Raw genomic sequence first — 21,918 nt, forward strand, 5'->3', positions numbered from 1 at the left:
ACAGACTTGGCAACGCGTCTATTCGTCCCGCTTTCCATAGCCGCCGCCCGTGGGAGTAACGACGGTGAACGCTTCGCCGGCCTCGAGCACCGTATGGGCCGAGCCGATCAGTTCCTCGACCGTACCGTTATTGCGCCTGACATAGTTGCGCCCGGTCTGGCCCGGCTCGCCCCCCTTTATGCCGAAGGGCGCTACGCGGCGATGGCCTGAGAGCACGGCGAATTCCAGCTTTTCGCGGGTGCGGATGGTGCGCTGCGTGCCGTTGCCGGAATTCCACTTGCCTCGCCCACCCGAGTTGGGGCGGATGTGAAAGTCCTCGAGCACCACCGGAAAGCGCGTCTCGAGAATCTCGGGATCGGTAAGACGCGAATTGGTCATATGCGTGTGCACCGCGTCGGCACCATTGAAGCCGGGGCCGGCCGGCGCGCCGGAGCAGATCGTCTCGTAATACTGATAGGCATCGTTGCCAAAGGTGAGGTTGTTCATGGTGCCCTGAGCGGCCGCAAGCGCCTCGACGGCGCCGAACAGGCAGTTGGTGACGGCCTGGCTCACCTCGACATTGCCGGCGACGACGGCAGCCGGATATTTCGGCGTCAGCATCGTGCCTTCGGGAATGACGATCCGGATCGGCCTGAGGCAACCGGCATTCATCGGGATATCGGCTTCGACCAGAACGCGGAAGACATAGAGCACGGCAGCCCGCGTCACCGGCTGCGGGGCGTTGAAATTATCGGCGCGCTGCGCCGAGGTGCCGGTGAAATCCACCGTCGCCTCGCGCTTGTCCTTGTCGATCGAGATCTTGACGACGATCTTGCAGCCCTGATCCATCTCATAGCTGAATTCACCATCCGGAAGGCGGTCGAGAACGCGTCGCACGCTTTCGGCGGCGTTGTCCTGGACATGCCCCATATAGGCATCGACAACCTCTTCGCCGAAGTGGACGATCATCTTCTTGAGCTCGGCGACGCCCTTCTCGTTGGCGGCAACCTGGGCCTTCAGATCGTTGACGTTCTGGGCGAGCGTGCGCACAGGATAGCGCGCGCCCGTGAGAAGCTTCGCCAGCTCCTCCTCGCAGAACCGCCCCCGATCGAGCAGTTTGAAATTGTCGATGTAGACGCCCTCTTCCTCGATATGGGTCGCGAGCGGCGACATCGAACCCGGCGAAATACCGCCGATATCGGCGTGATGGCCGCGGCTGGCGACCCAGAAGCGGATCCGCTTGCCGGCATCGTCGAAGACGGGCGTGCAGACGGTGAGATCAGGCAGATGCGTGCCGCCATTATAGGGCGCATTGATCAGGAAGACGTCGCCCGGATGGATAACGGGGTTTTCACGGATCGCGGTTGCGACCGACGCATCCATGGAGCCCAGATGCACGGGCATATGCGGCGCATTGGCGACGAGATTGCCTTCGGCGTCGAAGACGGCACAGGAGAAATCCAGCCGTTCCTTGATATTGACGGAATAGGCGGTGTTCTGCAGCGTCATGCCCATCTGCTCGGCGATCGACATGAAAAGATTGTTGAAGATCTCCAGCATCACCGGATCGGCCTTGGTGCCGATGGCGCTGCGCTCCGGCAGGGCCTTGATGCGCTTGAGGACGATATGATCTTTGGCAGTCAGCTGCGCCTGCCAGCCATCCTCGATAACGATCGTCTGGTTCGGCTCGATGATGATGGCCGGGCCGGTGACAGTCTGGCCGGGCACGATCGCCTGGCGCAGCACGACTGCGGCATCATGGCTTGCGCCGCCGGAATAGAAGATCGCGCGCCTTGCCGCTTCTGCTTCACCTGTGCCAGTCTCGTTGCGCTGGACCGCGATATCGGCGGCAGCACCGCCGATGGTCTCGATCTCCACTGCCTCGACGACCAACGGCTTGCCCTCGGCAACGAAGCCGAAGCGGCGCTTGTGCAGTGTCTCGAACTCGCGGCGCAGGCGCGCGGGATCATCGATTTCGGGAAATGTCGTTTCGACCGCCAGTATGGTGTCGGTACCGGCGTAACGGATATGGGCGCGCTGGACCGTCTTGATTTCGTTTGCGGGGACACCCTGCGCTTCGAGCTCGGGCACGCATTCCCCACGCAGTTCGCTGCCAAGTGCGGCGATGGCTGCGGGTGCTGCCTCATCAAGGGGAACGCCGAGCGCCTTCTGGCGCGTTGCCCGGATGTCGGCAAGCCCCATGCCATAGGCGGACAGAAGGCCGGACATCGGATGCAGGAGAATGCTCTTCATGCCGAGCGCATCGGCAACCAGGCAGGCATGCTGTCCGCCGGCGCCACCAAAGCAGTTGAGGGCATAACGCGTCACATCATAACCGCGCTGCACTGAGATCTTCTTGATCGCTTCGACCATGTTGGCAACGGCGATGCGAATAAAGCCGTCGGCGACATCTTGCGGGCTGCGGCCATCGCCGATCCGGGCGGCAAGCTCGGCGAACTTGCCGCGCACCGTATCGACATCGAGCGGCTGATCCTGATTGGGGCCGAAGATCGACGGGAAGAACTCCGGCAACAGCTTGCCAGCCATGACATTGGCGTCGGTCACCGCCAGCGGCCCGCCGTTGCGATAGCAGGCAGGCCCCGGAAAGGCGCCTGCCGAATCCGGACCGACGCGGAAGCGGTCGCCATCGAAATGCAGGATCGAACCGCCGCCGGCGGCCACCGTATGGATCAGCATCATCGGCGCACGCACGCGCACGCCGGCCACTTCCGTTTCGAAGGCGCGCTCATACTCGCCGTCGAAATGGGCGACATCCGTCGAGGTGCCACCCATGTCGAAGCCGATGACGTTGGTAAATCCGGCCTGCTCGCCGGTCTTCGCAAGGCCGACGACACCGCCGGCCGGGCCGGACAGAATAGCGTCCTTGCCCTGGAACATATCGGCTGCCGTCAAACCGCCGGATGACATCATGAACATGACGCGCGCGCCGGTGCGCGCGATATCGAGCTCGTCGCAGACCTGGCCGATATAGCGTCCGAGCACCGGCGACAGATAGGCATCGATAACGGCTGTGTCACCCCGGCCGACAAGCTTGATCAGCGGCGACACTTCGTGGCTGACGGAAACCTGGTCGAAGCCGATAGACCGAGCGATCCGAGCAACCGCCGCCTCATGCGCGGGAAATTTGTAGGCATGCATGAAGACGATCGCGAGCGAGCGGTAACCCCTAGCAAGAAGCTCACGCAACGCCGCTTCCGCCGCCTTCTCATCAAGAACCAGTTCGACCGTGCCGTCGGCCAGCACACGCTCCTCGATCTCGACGACCTCTTCGTAAAGCGCTTCCGGCTTGACGATCTCGGTCGCGAAAATCTTCTTGCGCTCCTGATAGCCGATGCGCAGCGCGTCACGAAAACCCTTCGTCGTCACGAGAGCCAGGCGCTCACCCTTGCGCTCGAGAAGCGCGTTGGTGGCAACCGTGGTGCCCATACGCACTTCGCCGATCGTATCGGCGGGGATCGGATCGCCCTTTCCAAGACCGAGATGCAGGCGAATGCCGTGAACGGCGGCGTCGCGATAAGCATCGGGATTTTCCGACAGAACCTTGCGGGCATGGAGAACACCAGATGGGTCGCGCCCGACGACGTCGGTAAAGGTGCCGCCGCGATCGATCCAGAAATCCCAACGACCCGAAATGTTCTCCGACAAATCCGCCTCCAGCAGAACGACGCCTATAACGATAACAATATATCGTTAAATTATCAACGTTTTGTCGTCAACATGAATTGATCAAGCCACGCTCAGCTTCAACACCGTGCGATGTAGTAATCGCTGATAATCTGCGGCAAGAATCTACGTCTGCTCGGACACGGCCATGTCCAGCGTGTCAACTGACACGCAAGAGGTCGTTCAATTGCATTGTAAAGCCGCGCCACCGTTGACGCATGTCCTAAAAGCGGATGCGCTAGTGCAATCCGCCGACGCCAAGGAAGCGCTCGACGGCTTGGTGATCCTTAGCAAGGGCCTCGGGCGTCCCCTTCCAGGCAATCCGCCCACGCTCCAGAATGATGACGTCGCTCGCGAAATCGAGCGCGCTTTGAATGCGCTGCTCCACCAGAAGAATGGTCATGTCGCCTGTTTTGGCGAGCTCGGCGAACGCCGTCATCAGTTCCTCGCAGATGACGGGCGCAAGCCCTTCCAGCGGCTCGTCCAGAAGCAGGACGGAGGGGCGGCCGAGGATCGTGCGGGCAGTCGACAGCATCTGCTGCTCGCCGCCGGACAGCTGACCACCGAGGTTCTTGCGCCGCTCCTTCAGGCGCGGAAACATGTCGTAGGCTTCCTGTATCGCGCTTTTGGGCCGCCCCTTCAGCCCGACGGAGAGGTTTTCCTCGACAGTCAGCGTCGGGAAGACATCACGCGTCTGCGGCACGTAGCCAAGACCCTGATGGGCTCGTTTGGCGCTCGGCAGCCCGGCAATCTCGGCCGAACCCAGTCGGATGTGGCCATCGTAACGGCGCGTCTGGCCGGCAAGCGTTGCCAGCAGCGTGCTCTTGCCCATGCCGTTGCGGCCGAGCACGGCAAGCCTGCCGCCGGCCGGCACGGAAAAGGAAACACCTTCAAGCACCCGTGTCGGTCCATAGCCGGCCGACAGATTTTCCACTTCAAGCGGCGTGGCCGGCATGGGCATAGCTCCCGAGATAGGCTTCGCGCACACGCGCATCCTGCGTCACGTCTTTCGGCGAACCGTCGAAGATGATGGTGCCGGCGGCGAGTACCACCACGCGCTTGGCGAACCGGAAAACCAGATCCATGTCATGCTCGATCATCAGCACGGCGAGATCGGGCGGCAAATCGGCAAGCGCCTGCTCGATGCGGCCGGTATCGCTTTGCGGCACGCCGGCGGCAGGCTCGTCGAGCAGCAACACCTTAGGCTTCAGGGCCATGGCGACAGCGATCTCAAGGAGCCGCTGCTGGCCATAGGCAATCTCGCTGACCTTGCGATGCGCCAGGCCGGCAAGACCGAGCGTGCCGAGCAGTTCTTCCGTCTCGGCCATGACGTCGCGCATGGCAAGGAAGTTGCCGAACATGCGGCCGGAGCAACCCGTCCGCTGCAGGACCGCCATGCCGATATGTTCGGCCGGGGTCATGTCCTGAAACAGCCGGGTCACCTGGAACGAGCGCACCAATCCGCGCCGGACCCGGCCGATGGCATCGATCCGGTTGACGTTGTGACCGGCGATATGGATCTCACCGGCATCCGGCCGTAGATTGCCGGTGACGAGATTGACGAAGCTGGTCTTGCCGGCGCCGTTCGGGCCGATCAGCGCGACGCGATCCCCCGGCGCCATGGACAGGCTGACGTCATTGGTGACAGTCAAGCCGCCGAAAGCCTTCCTCAGATTTTTGACCTCGAAAATCGCGCTCACGACCGCGCCTCCCTACGGCGAGCGACATAGGCGGCGGCCGTGCCGTAAATGCCCTTCGGCGCGAAGAGAACGACGAGGATCAGCAGTGCGCCGACGATCGTCAGCCAATGGAAGGGATTGGCGGCCGAGACATAGTCTTCGAAGAGCATGAAGATCAGCGTGCCGACAAGCGCGCCGAACAGCGACCCGGTGCCGCCGAGCACGAGCATGACGAGCGCCTCGGCCGATTGCGTGAAGGACAGGCTGTCGAGACCAACCACCTGCGTCGAAATCGCGTTCAATGCGCCGCCGACACCGGCAACGGCGCCGGAAATCACATACATCTTGATCAATGCCGCCTTCGGCGAGGCGCCCATGGCGCGAATACGCAAGGGATCCTGCCGGATGCCGCGACAGAGCATGCCGAACGGTGAGCGCACGAGAAAGCGCAGCAGCACGAGCACGATCAGCAGCAATGCGACGCCATAGCTGTAGGCCGTATGCCCATAGAGATCGAATTCGAAACTGCCGAACAGCGGGTCCGGAGAAATGCCTGACAGGCCGTCGCTGCCGCCGGTCCAGCTCGAGGCCTTGTTGGCGAATTCATGGAAGAGGTAGATCAGCGCGATCGACAGCACGAGCTGCGGCAGGCCATGGGCTCGCAGAATGACGATGGAACAGACCAGGCCAGCGACCGCGCCGCCCAGGATGCCGGCAAGCGTCATCAGCAGGGGATCGTTGATGCCGTAATGCGCAGACGCAATGCCGGCGGCATAGGCGCCGGCGCCGAAGAGGGCCGCGTGACCGAGCGTCGCCACACCGCAATAGCCGGTGACCAGATCGAGCGACAGAACCAGAAGCCCAATAGCGATCAGGCGCGTCAGAAGCGCGAGATTGTCCGGAAACAGGATGTAGCCGACGGCGGCCAGCACTACGATAACAGCGACCGCAATCATATCCTGTCCAACAGTACGATGTCTGGTCACGGCGGGGATGGCCTCTTTTTCCAGTGTCAGCGCCATCTTACTTCATCCTTCCGGCAAAGCCGCGCGGGAAGACGCAGACGATAGCAATGACGGCCAGATAGAAGAAGAAGTCGCCATACTCGGGCATAAGGTAGCGGCCGGTCGTATCAATGCAGCCGAGGACGAGACAGGCAAGCAATGCGCCGGAGATGGAGCCAGCACCGCCGACCGAGACGACGACAAGGAAAGTCACCATGTAACGCAGGGCATAATAGGGCTCGACGGGCAGCAATTCGGCGCCTACCACACCGCCAAAGGCGGCAAGCCCGACGGCTATGGCGAAACTGACCGCATAGACGATCTCGGTCCTCACCCCGAGAGCCGCCGCCATCGAGGCATTGTCGACCGAGGCGCGCAGCTTGACGCCGAACGACGTCTTCTCGATCGTGTACCAAAGCGCCAGAGCGACGATGAGGCCGCAGACGATCGCAAAGATACGATGCGTGCCGATGGTGCGGAAACCGAGGTCGACAGAGCCTTGCAGGCTGCCGGGCAAAGGTATGGTCTTCAAGGTCGGGCCGAAGACATAGTTGGCGATGCCGATGATGCAGAAGGTGATGCCGATCGTCATCAGCACTTGCGTCAGTTCCGGCGCACCGTAGATACGCCGGTAAAGCAGTCGCTCGATCGGAATGGAAATAATCACCGTGCCGACCACGGCCAGCAATACGGCAGCGGCATAGCCCAATCCCAGATCGTGCGCCGCATAGGAGGCGATATAGCCGCCGATCATGGCGAAGGCGCCATGGGCCAGATTGACGACGCGCATCAACCCCATGGTGACGGAGAGGCCGATGGAGATCACGAACAGCACCATGCCGTAAGCGAGGGCATCGACTGCTATGCTGAGCACGGTTTGCATCGAAATCACTGGTCCGGTTATTGCGGCGCCGAGCTTTGGGTCTCTATCTGAGCGGAAACCAATTCCGCTCAGATAGAAGCTATCGGTGAGAGCGTCCTACTTCACTGCCGCGAGGCCGGGATCGCCCTGCTTTTCGAAGGTCTGAATCTCCTTGTTGTAGTACTTGCCGTCATCGCCCTTGGTGACCTCGCGCAGATAGATGTTCTGCGTGATGTGACGGCTTTCGGGATCGATGGTGACCGGACCGCGGGGGCTGACCCAGGAAAGACCCTTCACGGCATCGACAGCCTTCTGCGCATCCTGCTTGCCGCCGGTCGCCTCGATCATCTTGTAGATGACATGCATGCCGTCAAAGGCGCCGACGGCCGGGAAGGTCAATTCGGCTGGATTGCCGATCGCCTTGTCGCCAGCCGCGACGAAAGTCTTGTTTTCAGGGGAATCGTGCGAAATCGCATAATGGAACGTCGTCTGCATGCCGAGGGCCGCATCGCCAAGCGCCGGCAGGTCGGATTCCTGCGTTAGGTCACCCGGGGCGAACAGCTTGATGCCGGCCGTCTTCAGGCCGTTTTCATTATAGGCCTTGACGAAGCCGAGCGTCGTCGGGCCGGACGGCAGGAAGGCGAAAACGCCCTGCGCACCGGAATCCTTGATGCGCTGCATGATCGGGCTGAAATCATTCGTCGACAGCGGCATGCGTATGGCCTGCACCACTTCGCCACCTTGCTTCTCGAAACCGGCCTTGAAGGCATTTTCGGCATCGACGCCGGGGCCGTAATCGCTGACGACCGAGATGACCTTCTTGACGCCGGCGTCATAGGCAACCTTGGCGATCGGGGTCGATGTCTGCCAGGTTGTGAAAGAGGTACGAACGACAAGCGGGCTCTTGGTGACAATCGCCGATGTCGCGGCATTGAAGATCACCATCGGCACATTGGCCTGCTTGAGGATCGGCGTGACCGCCATGGCATCCGGCGTAAAATAGAAACCGGCAAGGTACTGCACATGCTCCTTGACGACCAGTTCCTGGGCCAGCGCCTTCGATTGCGCGGGATCGGCCTGCGGCACGTCGCGGTAGATCACCTCCACCTCATCATTGCCGACCTTCTTGCCATTGACAGCCATATAAGCATCGATGCCGGCCTTGAAATTCTTTCCCTGCAGCGCAAACGGCCCCGAAAAGGGTCCGATGACCCCGACCTTGATGGTATCGGCATAGGCAGCGCCGCCAAGGGCAACGGCCGCGATGGCGGCCAAGACAAACCGTTTCATTTTTTCTCCTCCCGGCGGCGCGGATTCCGAGCCGCACCTGATCTTCAAATCTCGATCATCGCCAATTTCTCATAGGAAATAGTGATGTAAAATGAAATAAATATCATAACTCATAATTCATGGGTTATGATTGACGGCCAATACCTCGCTCATGCTGCCGTCCCCAACCGCTTGATCATACCGATCAGCTCCAGCGCGTGGCGTAGCGACGCAGCCGTCGCCACCGCCATTTGGGGCAACAGGAGCCACTCCAACGTCCAGGCGGCCCCGGAACGCTCCTGTTCGTGAACAAGCGACTGATGGATACCGGAGAGTTGGACCGCGTTGAAGCGAGCGCGCGTCACCAGCATCTCCGCCGCAACCGGGTTCTGCTTGTGCGGCATGGCGGAGGAGCCGCCGCCGCCGGCAAGCTCGATCTCATCGCCGGCCTGTGCCAGAAGCGCAACGTCCTGCCCCATCTTGCCGAGACTGCCCGAGATCATCGACAGCAGCCCCGCCAGTTCGGCGATGCGCCCGCGCTGGCTCTGCCATTGCGGCTCATCCGTCAGACCGAGCGCCTGCGCCAGCGAGGCACGGATGTCTTCCGCCCTCGGCCCGAACTTTTCCAGCGTGCCGGCCGCACCGCCGAATTGCAGGGCAAAGCTCTCCTGCGTCAACCGGTCCCGATATTGATCGAGCGGATGGCGCCAGGCACGCAGCCGGTCGGATACAGTAATCGGGATTGCCGCCTGCATGCGAGTACGGCCCATGAGCCTGTTCGAACCGAACTGCTTGTCAAGCTTTTGAAGTCCTGCAGAGACGGCAAAGAGGCGGCCGCTCAAGAGGAAGGCCACCGCCTTCAGGCGCATCATCAGGCTGGTATCGATGACGTCCTGGCTGGTGGCGCCGAAATGGACATGGCTGCCGGCATCCTCGCCGACGGCTTTGCGCAACTGCTTGACGAGATCAGGCACGACAACCCCGTCCGTTGCCGTTGCAGCCTTCAGGCTCGAGAGATCGGGCTCGAAACTGGCGCAGATCTCCTCGATGCGCCGCGCGGATGCCTGCGGGATCAACCCATGCTGCGCCTCCACCCTGGCAAGCGCCGCTTCGAAGTCAAGCATGGCGCGGATGTCGGCCGTGGCCGAAAAATAATCCGAAATCTCCGCGTCACCGAGGAGGCCGGACAGAAAAGGGTGATCGAAGGGAGAAATGCTCATAGCCTACATATCGAGGAAAACCGTTTCCCTGTCTCCCTGCAAATGCACATCGAAGGTATAGACCGAACCCTCCTTGGTGGCGACGAGCGTTGCCAGGCGATCCTTGTGTTCGATGCGGGCAAGCAAGGGATCCTCGGCGTTGGCGCTCGTCTCTTCAGGAAAATACATGCGCGTATGCAGGCCGATATTGATGCCGCGCGCTACGATCCAGAATGTGATGTGCGGCGCCATCTTGCGTCCGTCCTTGAAGGGAACGCGACCTGGCTTGATCGTTTCGAAACGGAAAATCCCATCGTCCGAACTCGTCGGACAACGACCCCAGCCGGTGAAATTCGGATCGGCCGTGCCGCGCAGTTCCGAAGGACTATTGTAAAGTCCGGCGCTGTCGGCCTGCCAGATCTCGATGACCGCATCCCTGACCAGCCCGCCGGCGCCATCGAGGATGCGGCCCGTCACCGTGATGCGCTCGCCATGCGTCTTGTCGTTGACCATGGAGGCACCGAGATCCGCGTCGTAGACGCCGCCTATTTCGCTGTAGTTCGGCGTGAGGCCGATATGGACGTAAGGGCCTGCCGTCTGCGAAGGTGTTTCCTTCAGATAGCCGAGTTCTTGTACCATCAGTTGCCCTCCAGCCGGTTTTCGAACAGGGTCGAGCGACGACCGCGCAACACGATATCGAACTTGTAGGCGCGCGCATCCATCGGGATCGTATTGCCCCAGTCGAGCGGTGCGATCAGCTGCTCGATGGCTTGCTTGTCAGGGATCGTGCCAACGATCGGACATTTCCAGATCATCGGATCGCCCTCGAAATACATCTGCGTGATCAGTCGCTGGGCAAAGCCATGGCCGAAAACGGAGAAATGAATATGAGCCGGGCGCCAGTCGTTGACGCCGTTCGGCCAGGGATAGGCGCCTGGCCGGACCGTGCGGAAGGCATAGTGGCCTTCGTCATCGGTGATCGCGCGGCCGCAGCCGCCGAAGTTCGGATCGATGGCGGCGAGATAGGTTTCCTTCTTGTGGCGATAGCGCCCGCCGGCATTGGCCTGCCAGAATTCGAGCAGCACGCCCGGCACCGGCCGGCCACGCTCGTCGAGCACGCGGCCATGGACGATGATGCGCTCGCCGATCGCGCTTTCGCCGTGCTTGGCAAAATTATGGATCAGGTCGTTGTCCAGCTCGCCTATAATGGAGTGGCCGAAGACCGGTCCGGTGATTTCAGAGATCGTGCCGTCGAGCGAAAGCAATGCGCGCTGCGGCGAACGCAACACGGAAGTCTTATAGCCGGGCGCAAAGGCCGGCGGATGCCAGGCGCGATCCCTGGCAAAGAAGGCGCCCGTTTCGAGCTTGCTGTTGGTTCTGTCGGACATGTCTGCCTCGCTTCAAGCCGCCCTTTCGGCGTCCATCTGTTCAAAAACCTGCTTGGCGATCTTGATCGCATGGTTGGCCGCCGGCACGCCGGCATAGATTGCCACATGCAAAAGCGCCTCGCGGATATCGTCGCGCGTCGCACCGGTATTGCTGGTGGCGCGCACATGCATCGCGACCTCTTCGTCCTGGCCGAGCGCCGCCAGCAAGGCGATTGTCACGATGGAGCGTTCGCGCCGGCTGAGCGTCGGGCGCGACCAAACGTGGCCCCAGGCCGCTTCGGTGATCAACTCCTGAAAAGGCCGGTCGAACTCCGTCACTCCCTGCTGGGCACGATCGACATGGCCGTCGCCGAGCACCGCTCGTCTCGTCGCCATGCCCTGCAGATAGCGCTCGGATGGCGTGGTGGGGTCATTCATGGGGCTTGTTCTCCACGCAAAACGACGTCGATGAAGGCACGAATGACTTCGGTCAACGCCTCGGGTTGTTCGACGCAGGGGATATGGCCGGCGTCCTTGATGACTTCATAGCGCGCATTTGGAATGAGCTTGGCCGTCGAAAGTACCAGCTCGGGCGGCGTGGAACCATCCTGATCGCCGACGATGCAGATGGTCGGAACCGCTATCCTTTTTGCCGCCTCGGTCAGATCGGCGTCGCGAAGGGCGGCGCATGTTGCGGTGTAGCCCGCCACCGGCTGACGGATCAGCATGTTGCAATAGCCGCCGAAGGCAGTATTTTCCGGGCGGCGGAAAGCCGGCGTGAACCAGCGCTCCATGATCGCATCGACGATCGATTCGATGCCCGCGGCCTCGACCTGCGCGATGCGGGCGTTCCAGCTGTCGGCCGTACCGATCTTGGGGGCCGTGTCGCACAGGATCAAGGCCCGCACGAGATCCGGCCGCCGCTGATAGAGCGACTGGGCGATCAGCCCGCCGACGGAAAGACCGCAAATGACGGCATCCTTGATCGAGAGGAAATCGAGCAGGCCGGCAAGATCGGTGGCATGATCCTCGATCGAATAGGGCATCTGGCCGAGATCGGACAGGCCGTGGCCGCGCTTGTCGTAGAGTACGATGGCGAAATCGCCGGCCAGGCGCACGATCACGTCGCGCCAGATCCGGAAGTCGGTGCCAAGCGAATTGGCAAAGACAAGAACCGGCTTGTCGGGCGATCCGCCGATGATCTGATAGTGGATCGTGACGTCATTGATGCGGGCAAACTGCACTGGAAAATCTCCTCGAGCGCGAGATTGGAACTATAATCCGGTTAGGTAAAATGATATTTCTTTGCTCTACGATAACTCCCAGGTTATGAATGAGCATGCTCGACGCCCGCATCAAATTCCGCCATCTGCAGACCTTTGTCGAGGTTGCGCGCCAGAAAAGCGTAATCAAGGCGGCGGGGCTCCTCCATATAAGCCAACCGGCGGTGACAAAAACGATCCGCGAGCTGGAGGAGGCGCTTGGCGTCTCCGTCTTCGAGCGCGACGGGCGCGGCATTCGCATCACCCGCTACGGTGAAGTGTTTCTCCGCCACGCCGGCGCAGCACTGTCGGCCCTTAGACAGGGGCTGGATTCCGTATCGCAGGAGCGCTCCGGCGAGGCGCCGCCGATCCGCATCGGCGCGCTGCCGACGGTGTCGACGCGGATCATGCCAAGGGCGATGGAATTGTTTCTCCGCGAGGAGACCTGGAGCCGCATCAAGATCGTCACCGGCGAGAACGCCGTATTGCTGGAGCAGTTGCGCATCGGCGATCTCGACCTCGTGGTCGGTCGGCTGGCAAGCCCGGACAATATGGCCGGTTTCTCCTTCGAGCATCTCTACTCCGAGCAAGTGGTCTTTGCCGTCAGGGCTGGTCACCCGCTGCTTTCGGCAAAGCAATCGGTGTTTTCCGATCTCAGCCGCTATACGATCCTGATGCCCACGCGAGGCTCGATCATCCGCCCCTTCGTCGAGAGCTTCCTCATCGCCAATGGCGCCGGCCGCCTGCCCAACCAGATCGAGACCGTGTCCGACTCCTTCGGCCGCGCCTTCGTTCGGGCCAGCGACGCCATCTGGATCATTTCGGCCGGCGTCGTCGCGGGTGATGTCGATGACGGTCTGCTGGCGCTGCTGCCGATCGATACCAGCGAGACGAAAGGGCCGGTCGGATTGACTGTACGCACCGACGCCGTCTCCACCCTGCCACTGTCTATCCTCATGCAGACGATCCGCGAGGCGGCGAACGAGGTCGCCAAGAAGCTCTAGAATCGGCTCAGAACGGAAGACCGACATAATTCTCCGCAAGCGCGGTCGAAGCAGCGCGGGAATGGGTGAGATAATCGAGTTCGGCCTCCTGGATCTTCTGGTCGAAGTCGCTGGTATCGGGAAAACGATGCAGCATCGTCGTCATCCACCAGGAAAAGCGCACGGCTTTCCAGACCCGGGCAAGCGCGCGCGCGGAATAGGCCTCCAGTCCGGCGTCCGAGTGAACCTGATAATGCTCGGCAAGTCCCGAGAACAGATAATGCACGTCACTCGCCGCCAGATTGAGCCCTTTGGCACCGGTCGGCGGAACGATATGGGCGGCATCGCCGACGAGGAAGAGCCGGCCGAAGCGCATGGGTTCGGCCACGAAGGAACGCAGAGGCGCGATCGATTTCTCGAAGGACGCCGCCGTGACCAGGGCTTCGGCATGATGAGCCGGCAAACGGCGGCGCAATTCGTCCCAGAAGCGGTCGTCGCTCCAGTCCTCGACCTTCTCGTCGAGTGGACACTGGATGTAATAGCGGCTGCGCGTCATGGAACGCATCGAGCATAGGGCAAAGCCGCGCGGATGATTGGCATAGATCAATTCGTGATTGACCGGCGCCACTTCCGCCAGCACGCCGAGCCAGCCGAAGGGATAGACCTTCTCGAAACTGCGGATCGATTTTTCCGGAACCGACTTGCGGCTGACACCGTGAAAGCCGTCGCAGCCAGCAATGAAATCGCAATCGATGCGATGGGAAATGCCGTCCTTGTCATAAGTCAGATAAGGCGTATCGCCATCAAAACCGTGTGGCTGAACATTGGCCGCATTGTAGATGGTCTGAGCGCCGCTTTGCTCGCGATGGGCCATCAGATCTCGGGTCATCTCCGTCTGGCCGTAGATGAGAACGCGCCTGCCGCCTGTGAGCCCATGAAGGTCGATGCGATGATCGCGACCGTTGAAGGCGAGCGAGAAGCCGTCATGCGGCAGGCCCTCTGCATGCAGGCGCGAGCTGGATTTCGCCTTGTCCATCAGCGAAACGGTGCCTTCCTCCAGCACGCCGGCGCGGACGCGGCCGAGGATATAGTCCTTGCCGACGCGGTCGAGAATGACATTGTCGATCCCGGCTTCCGTCAACAGCTGGCCGAGCAGCAGACCGGACGGCCCTGACCCGATAATGGCGACTTGGGTGCGCATCGTTTCCTCCCATGCACGGTCTTTTGCCTAAGTCTGTCCGGCTGGCGGCAGGCTCGCAATGGACATTTCGGTCAAGAAATTGCACAAACCGAACATGGTGGAGGAGAAGAACCATGACGAGGGCCGTGCCGACCTATGAGCTCTACGGCGAAAATACCGGCCAAAAGCCGGATTTCTGGCTGCATTGTGAGACGATTCCCTCGCGCAGCAGCCTCCATCACTGGGAGATTCGCCCGCATCGGCACGAGAGCTTCTTTCAGATCTTGTACATAGACGCCGGCTCGGGCGACGCGATCTTCGATGGAATTGCCCATCCCATCACGCCGCCCGCCATCATCACCGTGCCGCCACGCCTCAATCACGGCTTCCGGTTCTCCAAAGACATAGACGGCTTCGTCATCACCGTGCTGATCTCGCACCTGAAAGCCGCCCCCGGCGACCGCAGCCGGCTGGGGTCGTGGCTCGCCGACCCGCATCTGACCTTGCTCGGTACCGACGATGAGGATGCCGCCTATGTTGCGCGCACCTTGCGGCGGCTCGGCGAGGAATTTGCCAGCCATCGCAACGGCCGCAACGATCTGCTCGAAGCCTATCTCACCTCGGCAGTCCTGCTGACGGCGCGCATCGCCCAAAAGACGGATGAGGGGTCCAGTCTCGGCGACGAGAGCGAGCGGCGGACGGAAATGCTGCAGGGCCTTATCCAGCGCCATTTCCGCTCGCACAAGCCGGCCGCCTTCTATGCCGAAAGCCTCGGCATCTCGCCAGCCCATCTCAGCCGCATCGTGCGCAGCAAGACCGGCCACGGCGCCCACGAGCTGATCACGCGCAAGCTGCTGGACGAAGCCAAGCGCGAGCTGGTCTTCACCTTCGCGACCGTCCAGGAAATCAGCTATCGCCTCGGCTTCGCCGACCCCGCTTATTTCTCGAGATTCTTCGTAAAACAGACCGGCGAGACACCGCGCGCCTGGCGCATTGCCGAGCGGGCGAAGCTTGGGATGTGAGCAAGATAATCGCCTATGCCGATGGGCGGAAAATAATGGCCAGCCATCCGCCCTCGAAGGACGAGGATGGCCCGGAGGAGCGTGAAGGTTACGGAAGCACCAGCCTCAACGCCTTCTGCGTTTCTTTCAGCAATGGCAGAAAGCGCTCCACCATGTCGGCGGCGGCGACATAGGCGGCCGGGGCGCCGATATTGATGGCCGCCACGGTCTGGCCGCGATCGTTTTCGACCGGGACGGCGATGGAGCAAAGGCCTATTTCCAGCTCCTGGTCGATGACGGCATAGCCCTGCGCCCTCACCCGGCGAAACTCGGCCATCAAGTCTTCCGGATCGGTCTTGGTGTTCGGCGTGTTCGCCCTGAGATCGGTCCTCGCGAGGACGGAGCGCGCTTCGCTTTCCGGCAGGGCGGCGAGCAGGACGCGGCCCATCGAGGCGCAGAAGGCCGGAAGGCGGCTGCCGGGCGTCAGGTTGATCGACATCACCCGGCGCTGTGAGGCGCGTGCGATATAAACGACTTCGGTGCCGTCGAGCACCGAGGCCGAGGCATTCTGGCTTGCCCGCTCGGAGAGCTGATCGAGATGAGGCTGGATAATGATCGGCAGGGGCGTCGCCGCCAGATAGGCGTGACCGAGCCGCAGGACCTTCGGCGTCAGGGTGAAGAATTTTCCGTCGTAAACGGCATAACCGAGCTCGGAGAGCGTCAGCAGCGAGCGGCGCACGGTGGCGCGGTCGAGCCCGGTCAGTTTCGATGCTTCGGCGATCGTCAGACGCTGCCGCGTCTCCCCGAAGGCTTCGATGACTTTCAAGCCCTTAGCAAAGCCGCTGACGAAATCCGTCTCTCGCATCATCCACTCCAAATTTTCGACGATTTTGTGCGATATATGAACAAATGTCAAATAACGCACAAATTTATTGACGATGTCAGGCCAAAGGCGCTTATTGACGCCAAATGGACAGCATTTGTTGAGGAGGCCCTATGGCGAAGATCCTATCGCTTTCGCAGGCGGTGGCAGAGAATGTGCACGATGGCGATACGGTCGCCATGGAGGGGTTCACCCATCTCATTCCCTATGCCGCCGGCCACGAAGTCATCCGACAGGGCAAGAAAGACCTCTATCTGGTTCGTATGACGCCGGATATCCTCTATGATCAGCTGATCGGCGTCGGCGCGGCGCGCGGCATGAAATTTTCATGGGGCGGCAATCCCGGCGTCGGCTCGCTGCACCGTTTCCGCGATGCCGTCGAGAACCAGTGGCCGCGACCGCTTGAGATCGAGGAGCATTCGCATGCCGCCATGGCCAACGCTTATGAGGCGGGCGCGGCAAACCTGCCTTTTGCGATGCTGCGCGGCTATATCGGCGCCGACCTGCCGAAGGTCAATCCGAACATCAGAAACGTGACCTGTCCCTTCACCGGCGAAGTGCTGGCTGCCGTCCCGGCTATCCGGCCGGATGTCGCCATCATCCACGCGCTGCGTGCAGACCGTAAGGGCAATGTGCTGCTCGAAGGGATCGTCGGCGTGCAGAAAGAGGCGGTGCTTGCCGCCAAGCGCTCCATCGTGACAGTCGAGGAAATCGTCGATGAGCTGAACCCGCCGTCGCCGAACTCGGTCGTGCTGCCGACATGGGCGTTGACCGCGGTCGCTCTCGTGCCCGGTGGGGCATTCCCCTCCTATGCGCAGGGCTATTATGCCCGTTCCAACGCCTTCTACATCGCCTGGGACGAAATCGCCCGCGATCGCGACAGCTTCCTGGCCTGGATCGACGAGCATGTGATGAAGGCGGGTCCGGAGGATTTCGCCAAATATGCCGGCAAGAAGCCGGTCAAGTCGGCGTGAGGAGGTCAAGATGAGCGATTTTACGCCAACCGAAATGATGACCATTGCCGCCGCCCGCGCACTGACCAACGACGATGTCTGCTTCGTCGGCATCGGCGCGCCATCGGCTGCCTGCAACGTCGCGCGGCTGACGCATGCGCCTGACATCACGCTCATCTATGAGAGCGGCACCGTCGGCACCAAGCCGGATGTGCTGCCCTTGTCGATCGGCGATGGCGAGCTCTGCGACACCGCACTCTTCACCGTCGCGGTGCCGGAGATGTTCCGCTACTGGCTGCAGGGCGGGCACATCACGACGGGCTTCCTCGGCGGCGCGCAGATCGATAAATTCGCCAATCTGAACACCACCGTCGTCGGCCCTTATGACCACCCCAAAGTCCGTCTTCCGGGCGGAGGCGGCGCACCGGAAATAGCCAGCAATTGCGGCCAGATCTTCATCACCATGGCGCTCTCCAAGCGCGGCTTCGTCGAAAAGCTGCCCTTCATCACCTCGATGGGCCATGGCGAAGGTGGCAATCACCGCGAACGCTTGGGCATGAAGACGAAAGGCCCGACTCGGGTTATTACCGATCTCTGCATTCTCGAGCCTGATCCGGTGACCAAGGAGTTGACTGTCGTGTCGATCCACAAGGGCGTTGCCCGTGAGCAGATCATTGAGAATTGCGGCTGGGCGATCAAGTTTGCCGATGAGGTGATCGAGACGCCGCCACCGACCGACACCGAACTTTCCGTCCTGCGCGACATCAACGCCCGCACCAAGAAAGCCCATGAGGCAGCCTGATGACCGAAGCCTTTATCTGTGACTATATCCGCACGCCGATCGGCCGCTTTGGCGGATCGCTTTCCTCCGTCCGCGCCGATGATCTGGGCGCCGTGCCGCTGAAGGCGTTGATCGAGCGCAATGGCTCGATCGATTGGGAAGCCGTCGACGACGTGATCTTCGGCTGCGCCAACCAGGCCGGCGAAGACAATCGCAACGTTGCCCGCATGTCGCTTCTGCTTGCCGGCCTTCCCATTTCTGTTTCCGGCACGACGATCAACCGCCTTTGCGGCTCCGGCATGGACGCCGTCATCGCAGCAGCCCGCGCCATCCGCTCCGGCGAGGCCGATCTGATGATCGCCGGCGGCGTCGAGAGCATGTCGCGCGCGCCCTTCGTCATCCCCAAGGCCGAAAGCGCCTTTTCGCGCAATGCCGAGATCTATGACACCACCATCGGCTGGCGCTTCATCAATCCGCTGATGAAGAAGCAGTACGGCGTCGATTCCATGCCGGAAACCGGCGAGAACGTCGCCGAGGACTACAAGGTCAGCCGCGAAGACCAGGACGCCTTTGCCGTCCGCTCGCAGGCAAAAGCTGCAGCAGCCCAGGAAAACGGCCGCCTTGCCAAGGAGATCACGCCGGTAACGATCCCGCAGCGCAAGGGCGATGCGATCGTCGTCGGCAAGGATGAGCATCCGCGCGCCACGACGATCGAGGCGCTTGCCAAGCTTGGGACGCCCTTCAAGAAGGAAGGCGGCACCGTGACGGCCGGCAATGCCTCCGGCGTCAATGATGGCGCCGCCGCCCTCATCATCGCTTCGGAAGCAGCCGTGAAGAAATACGGTCTGACACCGATCGCCCGTATTCTCGGCGGAGCCGCCGCAGGCGTCCCCCCGCGCATCATGGGCATCGGCCCAATTCCTGCCTCCCGCAAGCTGATGGCGCGCCTCGGCATGCGCCAGGAGCAGTTCGACGTCATCGAGCTCAACGAGGCCTTCGCCTCGCAAGGGCTTGCTGTCCTGCGCGAACTCGGCGTCGCCGATGACGACGCCCGCGTCAATCGCAACGGCGGCGCCATAGCGCTCGGCCATCCGCTCGGCATGTCAGGCGCCCGCATCACCGGCACCGCCGCCCTCGAACTGAAGGAAACCGGCGGCCGCTATTCGCTGTCGACCATGTGCATCGGCGTCGGCCAGGGGATTGCGATCGCGCTCGAACGCGTCTGATTTTCCCGTTGTCCAAGGTCCGCCGCCCCACGGTCGGCGGATCGAAGCTTATGCCCACGGTTGCGTGCGTCGATTGCTTCGTGGCACGCGGCGATTATCAACCTTGCCGGGAACGGCAAGCACTCTGGCGCGTTTTTCCTGCTGCTCAGCGGGATCAATCCATGCAGTCACGCCAGAAATTTCCAAAGCTACCCCTCTCGATCGCCTTCGTCATTCTCACCACCGCCATCCTGTCGCTATCGACTGCGCAGGTCGCGTTCGCAGCCGAGGGCCAGAAGGCGGCCCATCCTTCCGAAGGGCTGTTTCTGGTTCAGATCATCGTCCTGGTGGTTTCAGGCCGCCTGCTCGGCGAATTGATGGTTCGGATCGGCCAGCCGTCGATCATGGGTCAGATCATCGCGGGCATCATCCTGGGTCCCTCCCTATTCGGTCTGGCGTTCCCGCATCTGCAGGCGAGCCTTTTTCCTTCGGACGGCGCGCAGAAGAGCATGACGGATGCAATCGGCCAGCTCGGCATCCTCTTTCTCCTGCTGCTTGCGGGCATGGAGACCGACCTAAGTCTGGCCAGGCGCCTGCGCAAATCCGCAGCCGGTGTCTCCTTGACGGGGATCGTGATCCCCTTTGCGGCGGGCTTTGCGCTGGGCGAGCTCATTCCGGACGCCTTGCTTCCCGATCCCCAGAAAAGGCTCGTGACATCCCTGTTCCTCGGAACGGCACTTTCGATCTCCTCCGTCAAGATCGTCGCCACGGTCGTTCGCGAGATGGGCTTCATGCGTCGCAATGTCGGCCAGCTCATCGTCGCCTCCGCCATCATCGACGATACCGTGGGCTGGGTCATTATCGCGGTGACGTTCGGTCTGGCAGTGAAGGGAACCGTCGATCTCGCGACGCTCGCAACCAGCGTCATCGGCACGCTGGCTTTCATGGCCGTCAGCTTCACGGTCGGCAGGCGGGTCGTATTCGAGATCATCCGCTGGACCAACGACCATTTTCGTAGCGACCTGCCGGTGCTCAGCGCCATCATCGCGATCATGGGCGCGATGGCGATCATCACCAACCTCATCGGCGTTCACACGGTCCTCGGCGCCTTTGTCGCCGGTATTCTGATCGGCGAATCGCCGATCCTCACGCGCCAGATCGATGTTCAGCTGCGCGCGCTGACGACGGCGCTCTTCATGCCTGTTTTCTTCGGGCTGACGGGCTTGCAGACCGATCTGACCGTGCTCGCCGATCCCTCTATCCTGCTGCTGACGGCCGCCGTCGTTGTCATCGCCAGTATCGGCAAATTCGGAGGCGCTTTCGCCGCCGCGAAAATCGGAGGCTATTCGGCGGCGGAAGCCCTGGCACTCGGTTGCGGCATGAATGCGCGCGGGTCGACGGAAGTGATCGTCGCGACCATAGGCCTATCCGTAGGCGTTCTCGACGAAAAGCTCTTCTCCGTCATCGTCGCCATGGCCGTCATCACCACCATGGCCATGCCGCCGACGCTGCGCTGGGCGCTTAAACGCCTGCCGTTGCGCGAGGAAGAGCGCGACCGATTGCAGCGAGAGCAGTTCGAGAGCGAAAGTTTCCTGGCTAATTTCGAACGCATTCTTCTCACGATCGACGGTTCGCAAAGCAGCCGTCTGGCGACGTGGCTCGCCGCCTTCTTCGCGGTGACGCGCAAGATGCCGGTCACCGTTCTCGACGTGCGGGAAGCAGACGACGACAGGAGCGAAAGGGATGCGACGGCCGCCGTATCGAAAACCTCGCAGGCCAAGTCCTCTGCCGATGATCTGCGGAAATGCGCAACCGATCTCATTTCGACGGCACCGACGGACAAGGACACGGCGTCCGAAAGCGATATCCATGTCACGGTTCGAGAGAAGGATGGCGAACTCGACACAGTGCTTGGCGATATCTCAAGCACAGGCCATGATCTCCTATTCACCGGCATCGAGCCGTCCATGGGGGAGGATGGCCGATTTAGCGCTTCCCTGCAGGTCATGACATCGGCGTTCGCGGGAACCTCCGCCATCGTGACGGCGCGCGGCTTGCTTTCGGAACGACCTCAGGATCTGCGAATCCTGCTCCCGGTCAGCGGCACGGAACGCTCCGTCAGGGCGGCCGAATTCGGGCTCGCGATCGCGAAGGCGGCGAATGCTCATTGCGCGCTGCTGCTGATCGTGGAACCAAGGCAAGCCCGAGCCATCCCGCGCATCAGTGATCATCCCGACGACCATTGGGATATCTTGAAGAAGGTCGGCTCTATTGCGGACCACTATGGCGTCAAAGTCGAGAAGGTCGTCCAGGAGGGACCGTCGCCGGAGCTGTCGATCCTGCGCCACGCCCGCAGCGGACAATATAACTTGATCGTGCTCGGGGTGAGCAAACGGGCAAGCGGCAGCCTTTCCTACGGAAGCGTTGCCGATACGCTGCTGCAAACGGCGGACCGGTCATGCATCTTCATCGAAACCGACGTGGCCCCCTCGCAGGCAATCCGTGAATAGGCAAGTGCGCAGAATGCGGGGATAGATCAAGGGAATCAATGAAGGGCATCAATGCTATTCATTTCTCCCGCGCGGTGCCGTAAGCCATATTGGGTGACAGCACAATTCTATCGAGAT

Annotated in this window: 19 protein-coding genes; 6 read left to right on the forward strand and 13 right to left on the reverse strand. The window is 61.6% G+C overall.

The features are described from left to right. Positions 1–18 precede the first annotated feature (18 nt). From FHT28_RS10690 to pcaD, 11 genes are all read right to left on the reverse strand, one after another. On the reverse strand, positions 19–3,645 hold the full coding sequence (locus FHT28_RS10690) for a hydantoinase B/oxoprolinase family protein (protein ID WP_052211890.1): 3,627 nt from the start codon (positions 3,643–3,645) through the stop codon (positions 19–21). A gap of 256 nt (positions 3,646–3,901) precedes the next feature. Beyond that, positions 3,902–4,618 (reverse strand): ABC transporter ATP-binding protein, encoded by a 717-nt coding sequence (locus tag FHT28_RS10695; RefSeq protein WP_047558819.1) that lies wholly within the window; start codon positions 4,616–4,618, stop codon positions 3,902–3,904. Then, entirely contained in the window at positions 4,599–5,363 is a 765-nt protein-coding gene (locus FHT28_RS10700) for an ABC transporter ATP-binding protein (RefSeq protein ID WP_168596217.1), read from the reverse strand. Before FHT28_RS10700 ends, FHT28_RS10695 begins: the two co-directional genes overlap by 20 nt. Further along, positions 5,360–6,364, reverse strand: a complete 1,005-nt coding sequence (locus FHT28_RS10705; protein ID WP_168596218.1) for a branched-chain amino acid ABC transporter permease — start codon at positions 6,362–6,364, stop codon at positions 5,360–5,362. Before FHT28_RS10705 ends, FHT28_RS10700 begins: the two co-directional genes overlap by 4 nt. 1 nt (position 6,365) lies before the next feature. Further along, positions 6,366–7,229, reverse strand: a complete 864-nt coding sequence (locus FHT28_RS10710) for a branched-chain amino acid ABC transporter permease (protein WP_047638358.1) — start codon at positions 7,227–7,229, stop codon at positions 6,366–6,368. Between the two features lie 96 nt (positions 7,230–7,325). After that, positions 7,326–8,498: an ABC transporter substrate-binding protein gene (locus tag FHT28_RS10715; RefSeq protein WP_168596219.1), complete on the reverse strand. Its 1,173-nt coding sequence runs from the start codon at positions 8,496–8,498 to the stop codon at positions 7,326–7,328. Positions 8,499–8,647: 149 nt separating this feature from the next. Then, positions 8,648–9,697 (reverse strand): 3-carboxy-cis,cis-muconate cycloisomerase, encoded by a 1,050-nt coding sequence (locus FHT28_RS10720; protein WP_168596220.1) that lies wholly within the window; start codon positions 9,695–9,697, stop codon positions 8,648–8,650. A 3-nt stretch (positions 9,698–9,700) separates the two neighbouring features. Beyond that, the gene (gene pcaG / locus FHT28_RS10725; RefSeq protein WP_168596221.1) at positions 9,701–10,315 is read right to left on the reverse strand and encodes a protocatechuate 3,4-dioxygenase subunit alpha; all 615 of its coding nucleotides are present in this window, start codon (positions 10,313–10,315) and stop codon (positions 9,701–9,703) included. After that, the gene (gene pcaH, locus FHT28_RS10730; RefSeq protein ID WP_168596222.1) at positions 10,315–11,064 is read right to left on the reverse strand and encodes a protocatechuate 3,4-dioxygenase subunit beta; all 750 of its coding nucleotides are present in this window, start codon (positions 11,062–11,064) and stop codon (positions 10,315–10,317) included. The genes pcaG and pcaH overlap by 1 nt, the downstream gene beginning before the upstream one ends. A 12-nt stretch (positions 11,065–11,076) precedes the next feature. Continuing rightward, positions 11,077–11,481, reverse strand: a complete 405-nt coding sequence (pcaC, locus tag FHT28_RS10735) for a 4-carboxymuconolactone decarboxylase (protein WP_168596223.1) — start codon at positions 11,479–11,481, stop codon at positions 11,077–11,079. Further along, complete coding sequence (pcaD, locus tag FHT28_RS10740) at positions 11,478–12,287, reverse strand: 3-oxoadipate enol-lactonase (RefSeq protein WP_168596224.1); 810 nt, start codon at positions 12,285–12,287, stop codon at positions 11,478–11,480. The genes pcaC and pcaD overlap by 4 nt, the downstream gene beginning before the upstream one ends. Positions 12,288–12,382: 95 nt before the next feature. On the opposite strand from pcaD, the gene pcaQ reads away from it, so the two are divergent. After that, the gene (gene pcaQ, locus FHT28_RS10745; RefSeq protein ID WP_168596369.1) at positions 12,383–13,309 is read left to right on the forward strand and encodes a pca operon transcription factor PcaQ; all 927 of its coding nucleotides are present in this window, start codon (positions 12,383–12,385) and stop codon (positions 13,307–13,309) included. 7 nt (positions 13,310–13,316) lie between these two features. Here pcaQ and pobA read toward each other — a convergent pair whose 3' ends face one another. Next, positions 13,317–14,489: a 4-hydroxybenzoate 3-monooxygenase gene (gene pobA, locus FHT28_RS10750; RefSeq protein WP_168596225.1), complete on the reverse strand. Its 1,173-nt coding sequence runs from the start codon at positions 14,487–14,489 to the stop codon at positions 13,317–13,319. 113 nt (positions 14,490–14,602) lie between these two features. Here pobA and FHT28_RS10755 point away from each other — a divergent pair, with 113 nt between their 5' ends. Then, complete coding sequence (locus tag FHT28_RS10755) at positions 14,603–15,490, forward strand: helix-turn-helix domain-containing protein (RefSeq protein WP_168596226.1); 888 nt, start codon at positions 14,603–14,605, stop codon at positions 15,488–15,490. An 88-nt stretch (positions 15,491–15,578) separates the two neighbouring features. On the opposite strand, the gene FHT28_RS10760 is transcribed toward FHT28_RS10755, so the two are convergent. After that, positions 15,579–16,334 (reverse strand): IclR family transcriptional regulator, encoded by a 756-nt coding sequence (locus FHT28_RS10760; RefSeq protein WP_037193288.1) that lies wholly within the window; start codon positions 16,332–16,334, stop codon positions 15,579–15,581. A 131-nt stretch (positions 16,335–16,465) separates the two neighbouring features. On the opposite strand from FHT28_RS10760, the gene FHT28_RS10765 reads away from it, so the two are divergent. The 4 genes from FHT28_RS10765 (at position 16,466) to FHT28_RS10780 (ending at position 21,801) form a co-directional block, all read left to right on the forward strand. Further along, a complete protein-coding gene (locus FHT28_RS10765; RefSeq protein ID WP_047558795.1) occupies positions 16,466–17,326 on the forward strand; it encodes a CoA transferase subunit A in 861 nt (286 codons plus the stop codon). 10 nt (positions 17,327–17,336) lie between these two features. Next, positions 17,337–18,107 carry a CoA-transferase subunit beta gene (locus FHT28_RS10770; protein ID WP_047558896.1) on the forward strand — a complete coding sequence of 257 codons (771 nt, stop codon included), beginning with the start codon at positions 17,337–17,339 and terminating at the stop codon, positions 18,105–18,107. Continuing rightward, positions 18,107–19,312: a 3-oxoadipyl-CoA thiolase gene (gene pcaF / locus FHT28_RS10775; RefSeq protein WP_047638354.1), complete on the forward strand. Its 1,206-nt coding sequence runs from the start codon at positions 18,107–18,109 to the stop codon at positions 19,310–19,312. Before FHT28_RS10770 ends, pcaF begins: the two co-directional genes overlap by 1 nt. A gap of 161 nt (positions 19,313–19,473) precedes the next feature. Further along, a complete protein-coding gene (locus tag FHT28_RS10780) occupies positions 19,474–21,801 on the forward strand; it encodes a cation:proton antiporter (RefSeq protein ID WP_168596227.1) in 2,328 nt (775 codons plus the stop codon). Positions 21,802–21,918 lie beyond the last annotated feature (117 nt).

Source organism: Rhizobium sp. SG570 (genome assembly GCF_012275345.1).
Taxonomy (GTDB): Bacteria; Pseudomonadota; Alphaproteobacteria; order Rhizobiales; family Rhizobiaceae; genus Rhizobium; species Rhizobium lusitanum.

What these genes read in the sequence shown, in the direction of transcription:
- FHT28_RS10695 (WP_047558819.1), bottom strand. Translation starts at nt 4,618, where the DNA reads ATGCCGGCCACGCCGCTTGAAGTGGAAAATCTGTCGGCCGGCTATGGA.
- FHT28_RS10705 (WP_168596218.1), bottom strand. Translation starts at nt 6,364, where the DNA reads ATGGCGCTGACACTGGAAAAAGAGGCCATCCCCGCCGTGACCAGACAT.
- FHT28_RS10710 (WP_047638358.1), bottom strand. Translation starts at nt 7,229, where the DNA reads ATGCAAACCGTGCTCAGCATAGCAGTCGATGCCCTCGCTTACGGCATG.
- FHT28_RS10715 (WP_168596219.1), bottom strand. Translation starts at nt 8,498, where the DNA reads ATGAAACGGTTTGTCTTGGCCGCCATCGCGGCCGTTGCCCTTGGCGGC.
- FHT28_RS10720 (WP_168596220.1), bottom strand. Translation starts at nt 9,697, where the DNA reads ATGAGCATTTCTCCCTTCGATCACCCTTTTCTGTCCGGCCTCCTCGGT.
- pcaG (WP_168596221.1), bottom strand. Translation starts at nt 10,315, where the DNA reads ATGGTACAAGAACTCGGCTATCTGAAGGAAACACCTTCGCAGACGGCA.
- pcaH (WP_168596222.1), bottom strand. Translation starts at nt 11,064, where the DNA reads ATGTCCGACAGAACCAACAGCAAGCTCGAAACGGGCGCCTTCTTTGCC.
- pcaC (WP_168596223.1), bottom strand. Translation starts at nt 11,481, where the DNA reads ATGAATGACCCCACCACGCCATCCGAGCGCTATCTGCAGGGCATGGCG.
- pcaQ (WP_168596369.1), top strand. Translation starts at nt 12,383, where the DNA reads ATGCTCGACGCCCGCATCAAATTCCGCCATCTGCAGACCTTTGTCGAG.
- pobA (WP_168596225.1), bottom strand. Translation starts at nt 14,489, where the DNA reads ATGCGCACCCAAGTCGCCATTATCGGGTCAGGGCCGTCCGGTCTGCTG.
- FHT28_RS10755 (WP_168596226.1), top strand. Translation starts at nt 14,603, where the DNA reads ATGACGAGGGCCGTGCCGACCTATGAGCTCTACGGCGAAAATACCGGC.
- FHT28_RS10760 (WP_037193288.1), bottom strand. Translation starts at nt 16,334, where the DNA reads ATGCGAGAGACGGATTTCGTCAGCGGCTTTGCTAAGGGCTTGAAAGTC.
- FHT28_RS10765 (WP_047558795.1), top strand. Translation starts at nt 16,466, where the DNA reads ATGGCGAAGATCCTATCGCTTTCGCAGGCGGTGGCAGAGAATGTGCAC.
- FHT28_RS10770 (WP_047558896.1), top strand. Translation starts at nt 17,337, where the DNA reads ATGAGCGATTTTACGCCAACCGAAATGATGACCATTGCCGCCGCCCGC.
- pcaF (WP_047638354.1), top strand. Translation starts at nt 18,107, where the DNA reads ATGACCGAAGCCTTTATCTGTGACTATATCCGCACGCCGATCGGCCGC.
- FHT28_RS10780 (WP_168596227.1), top strand. Translation starts at nt 19,474, where the DNA reads ATGCAGTCACGCCAGAAATTTCCAAAGCTACCCCTCTCGATCGCCTTC.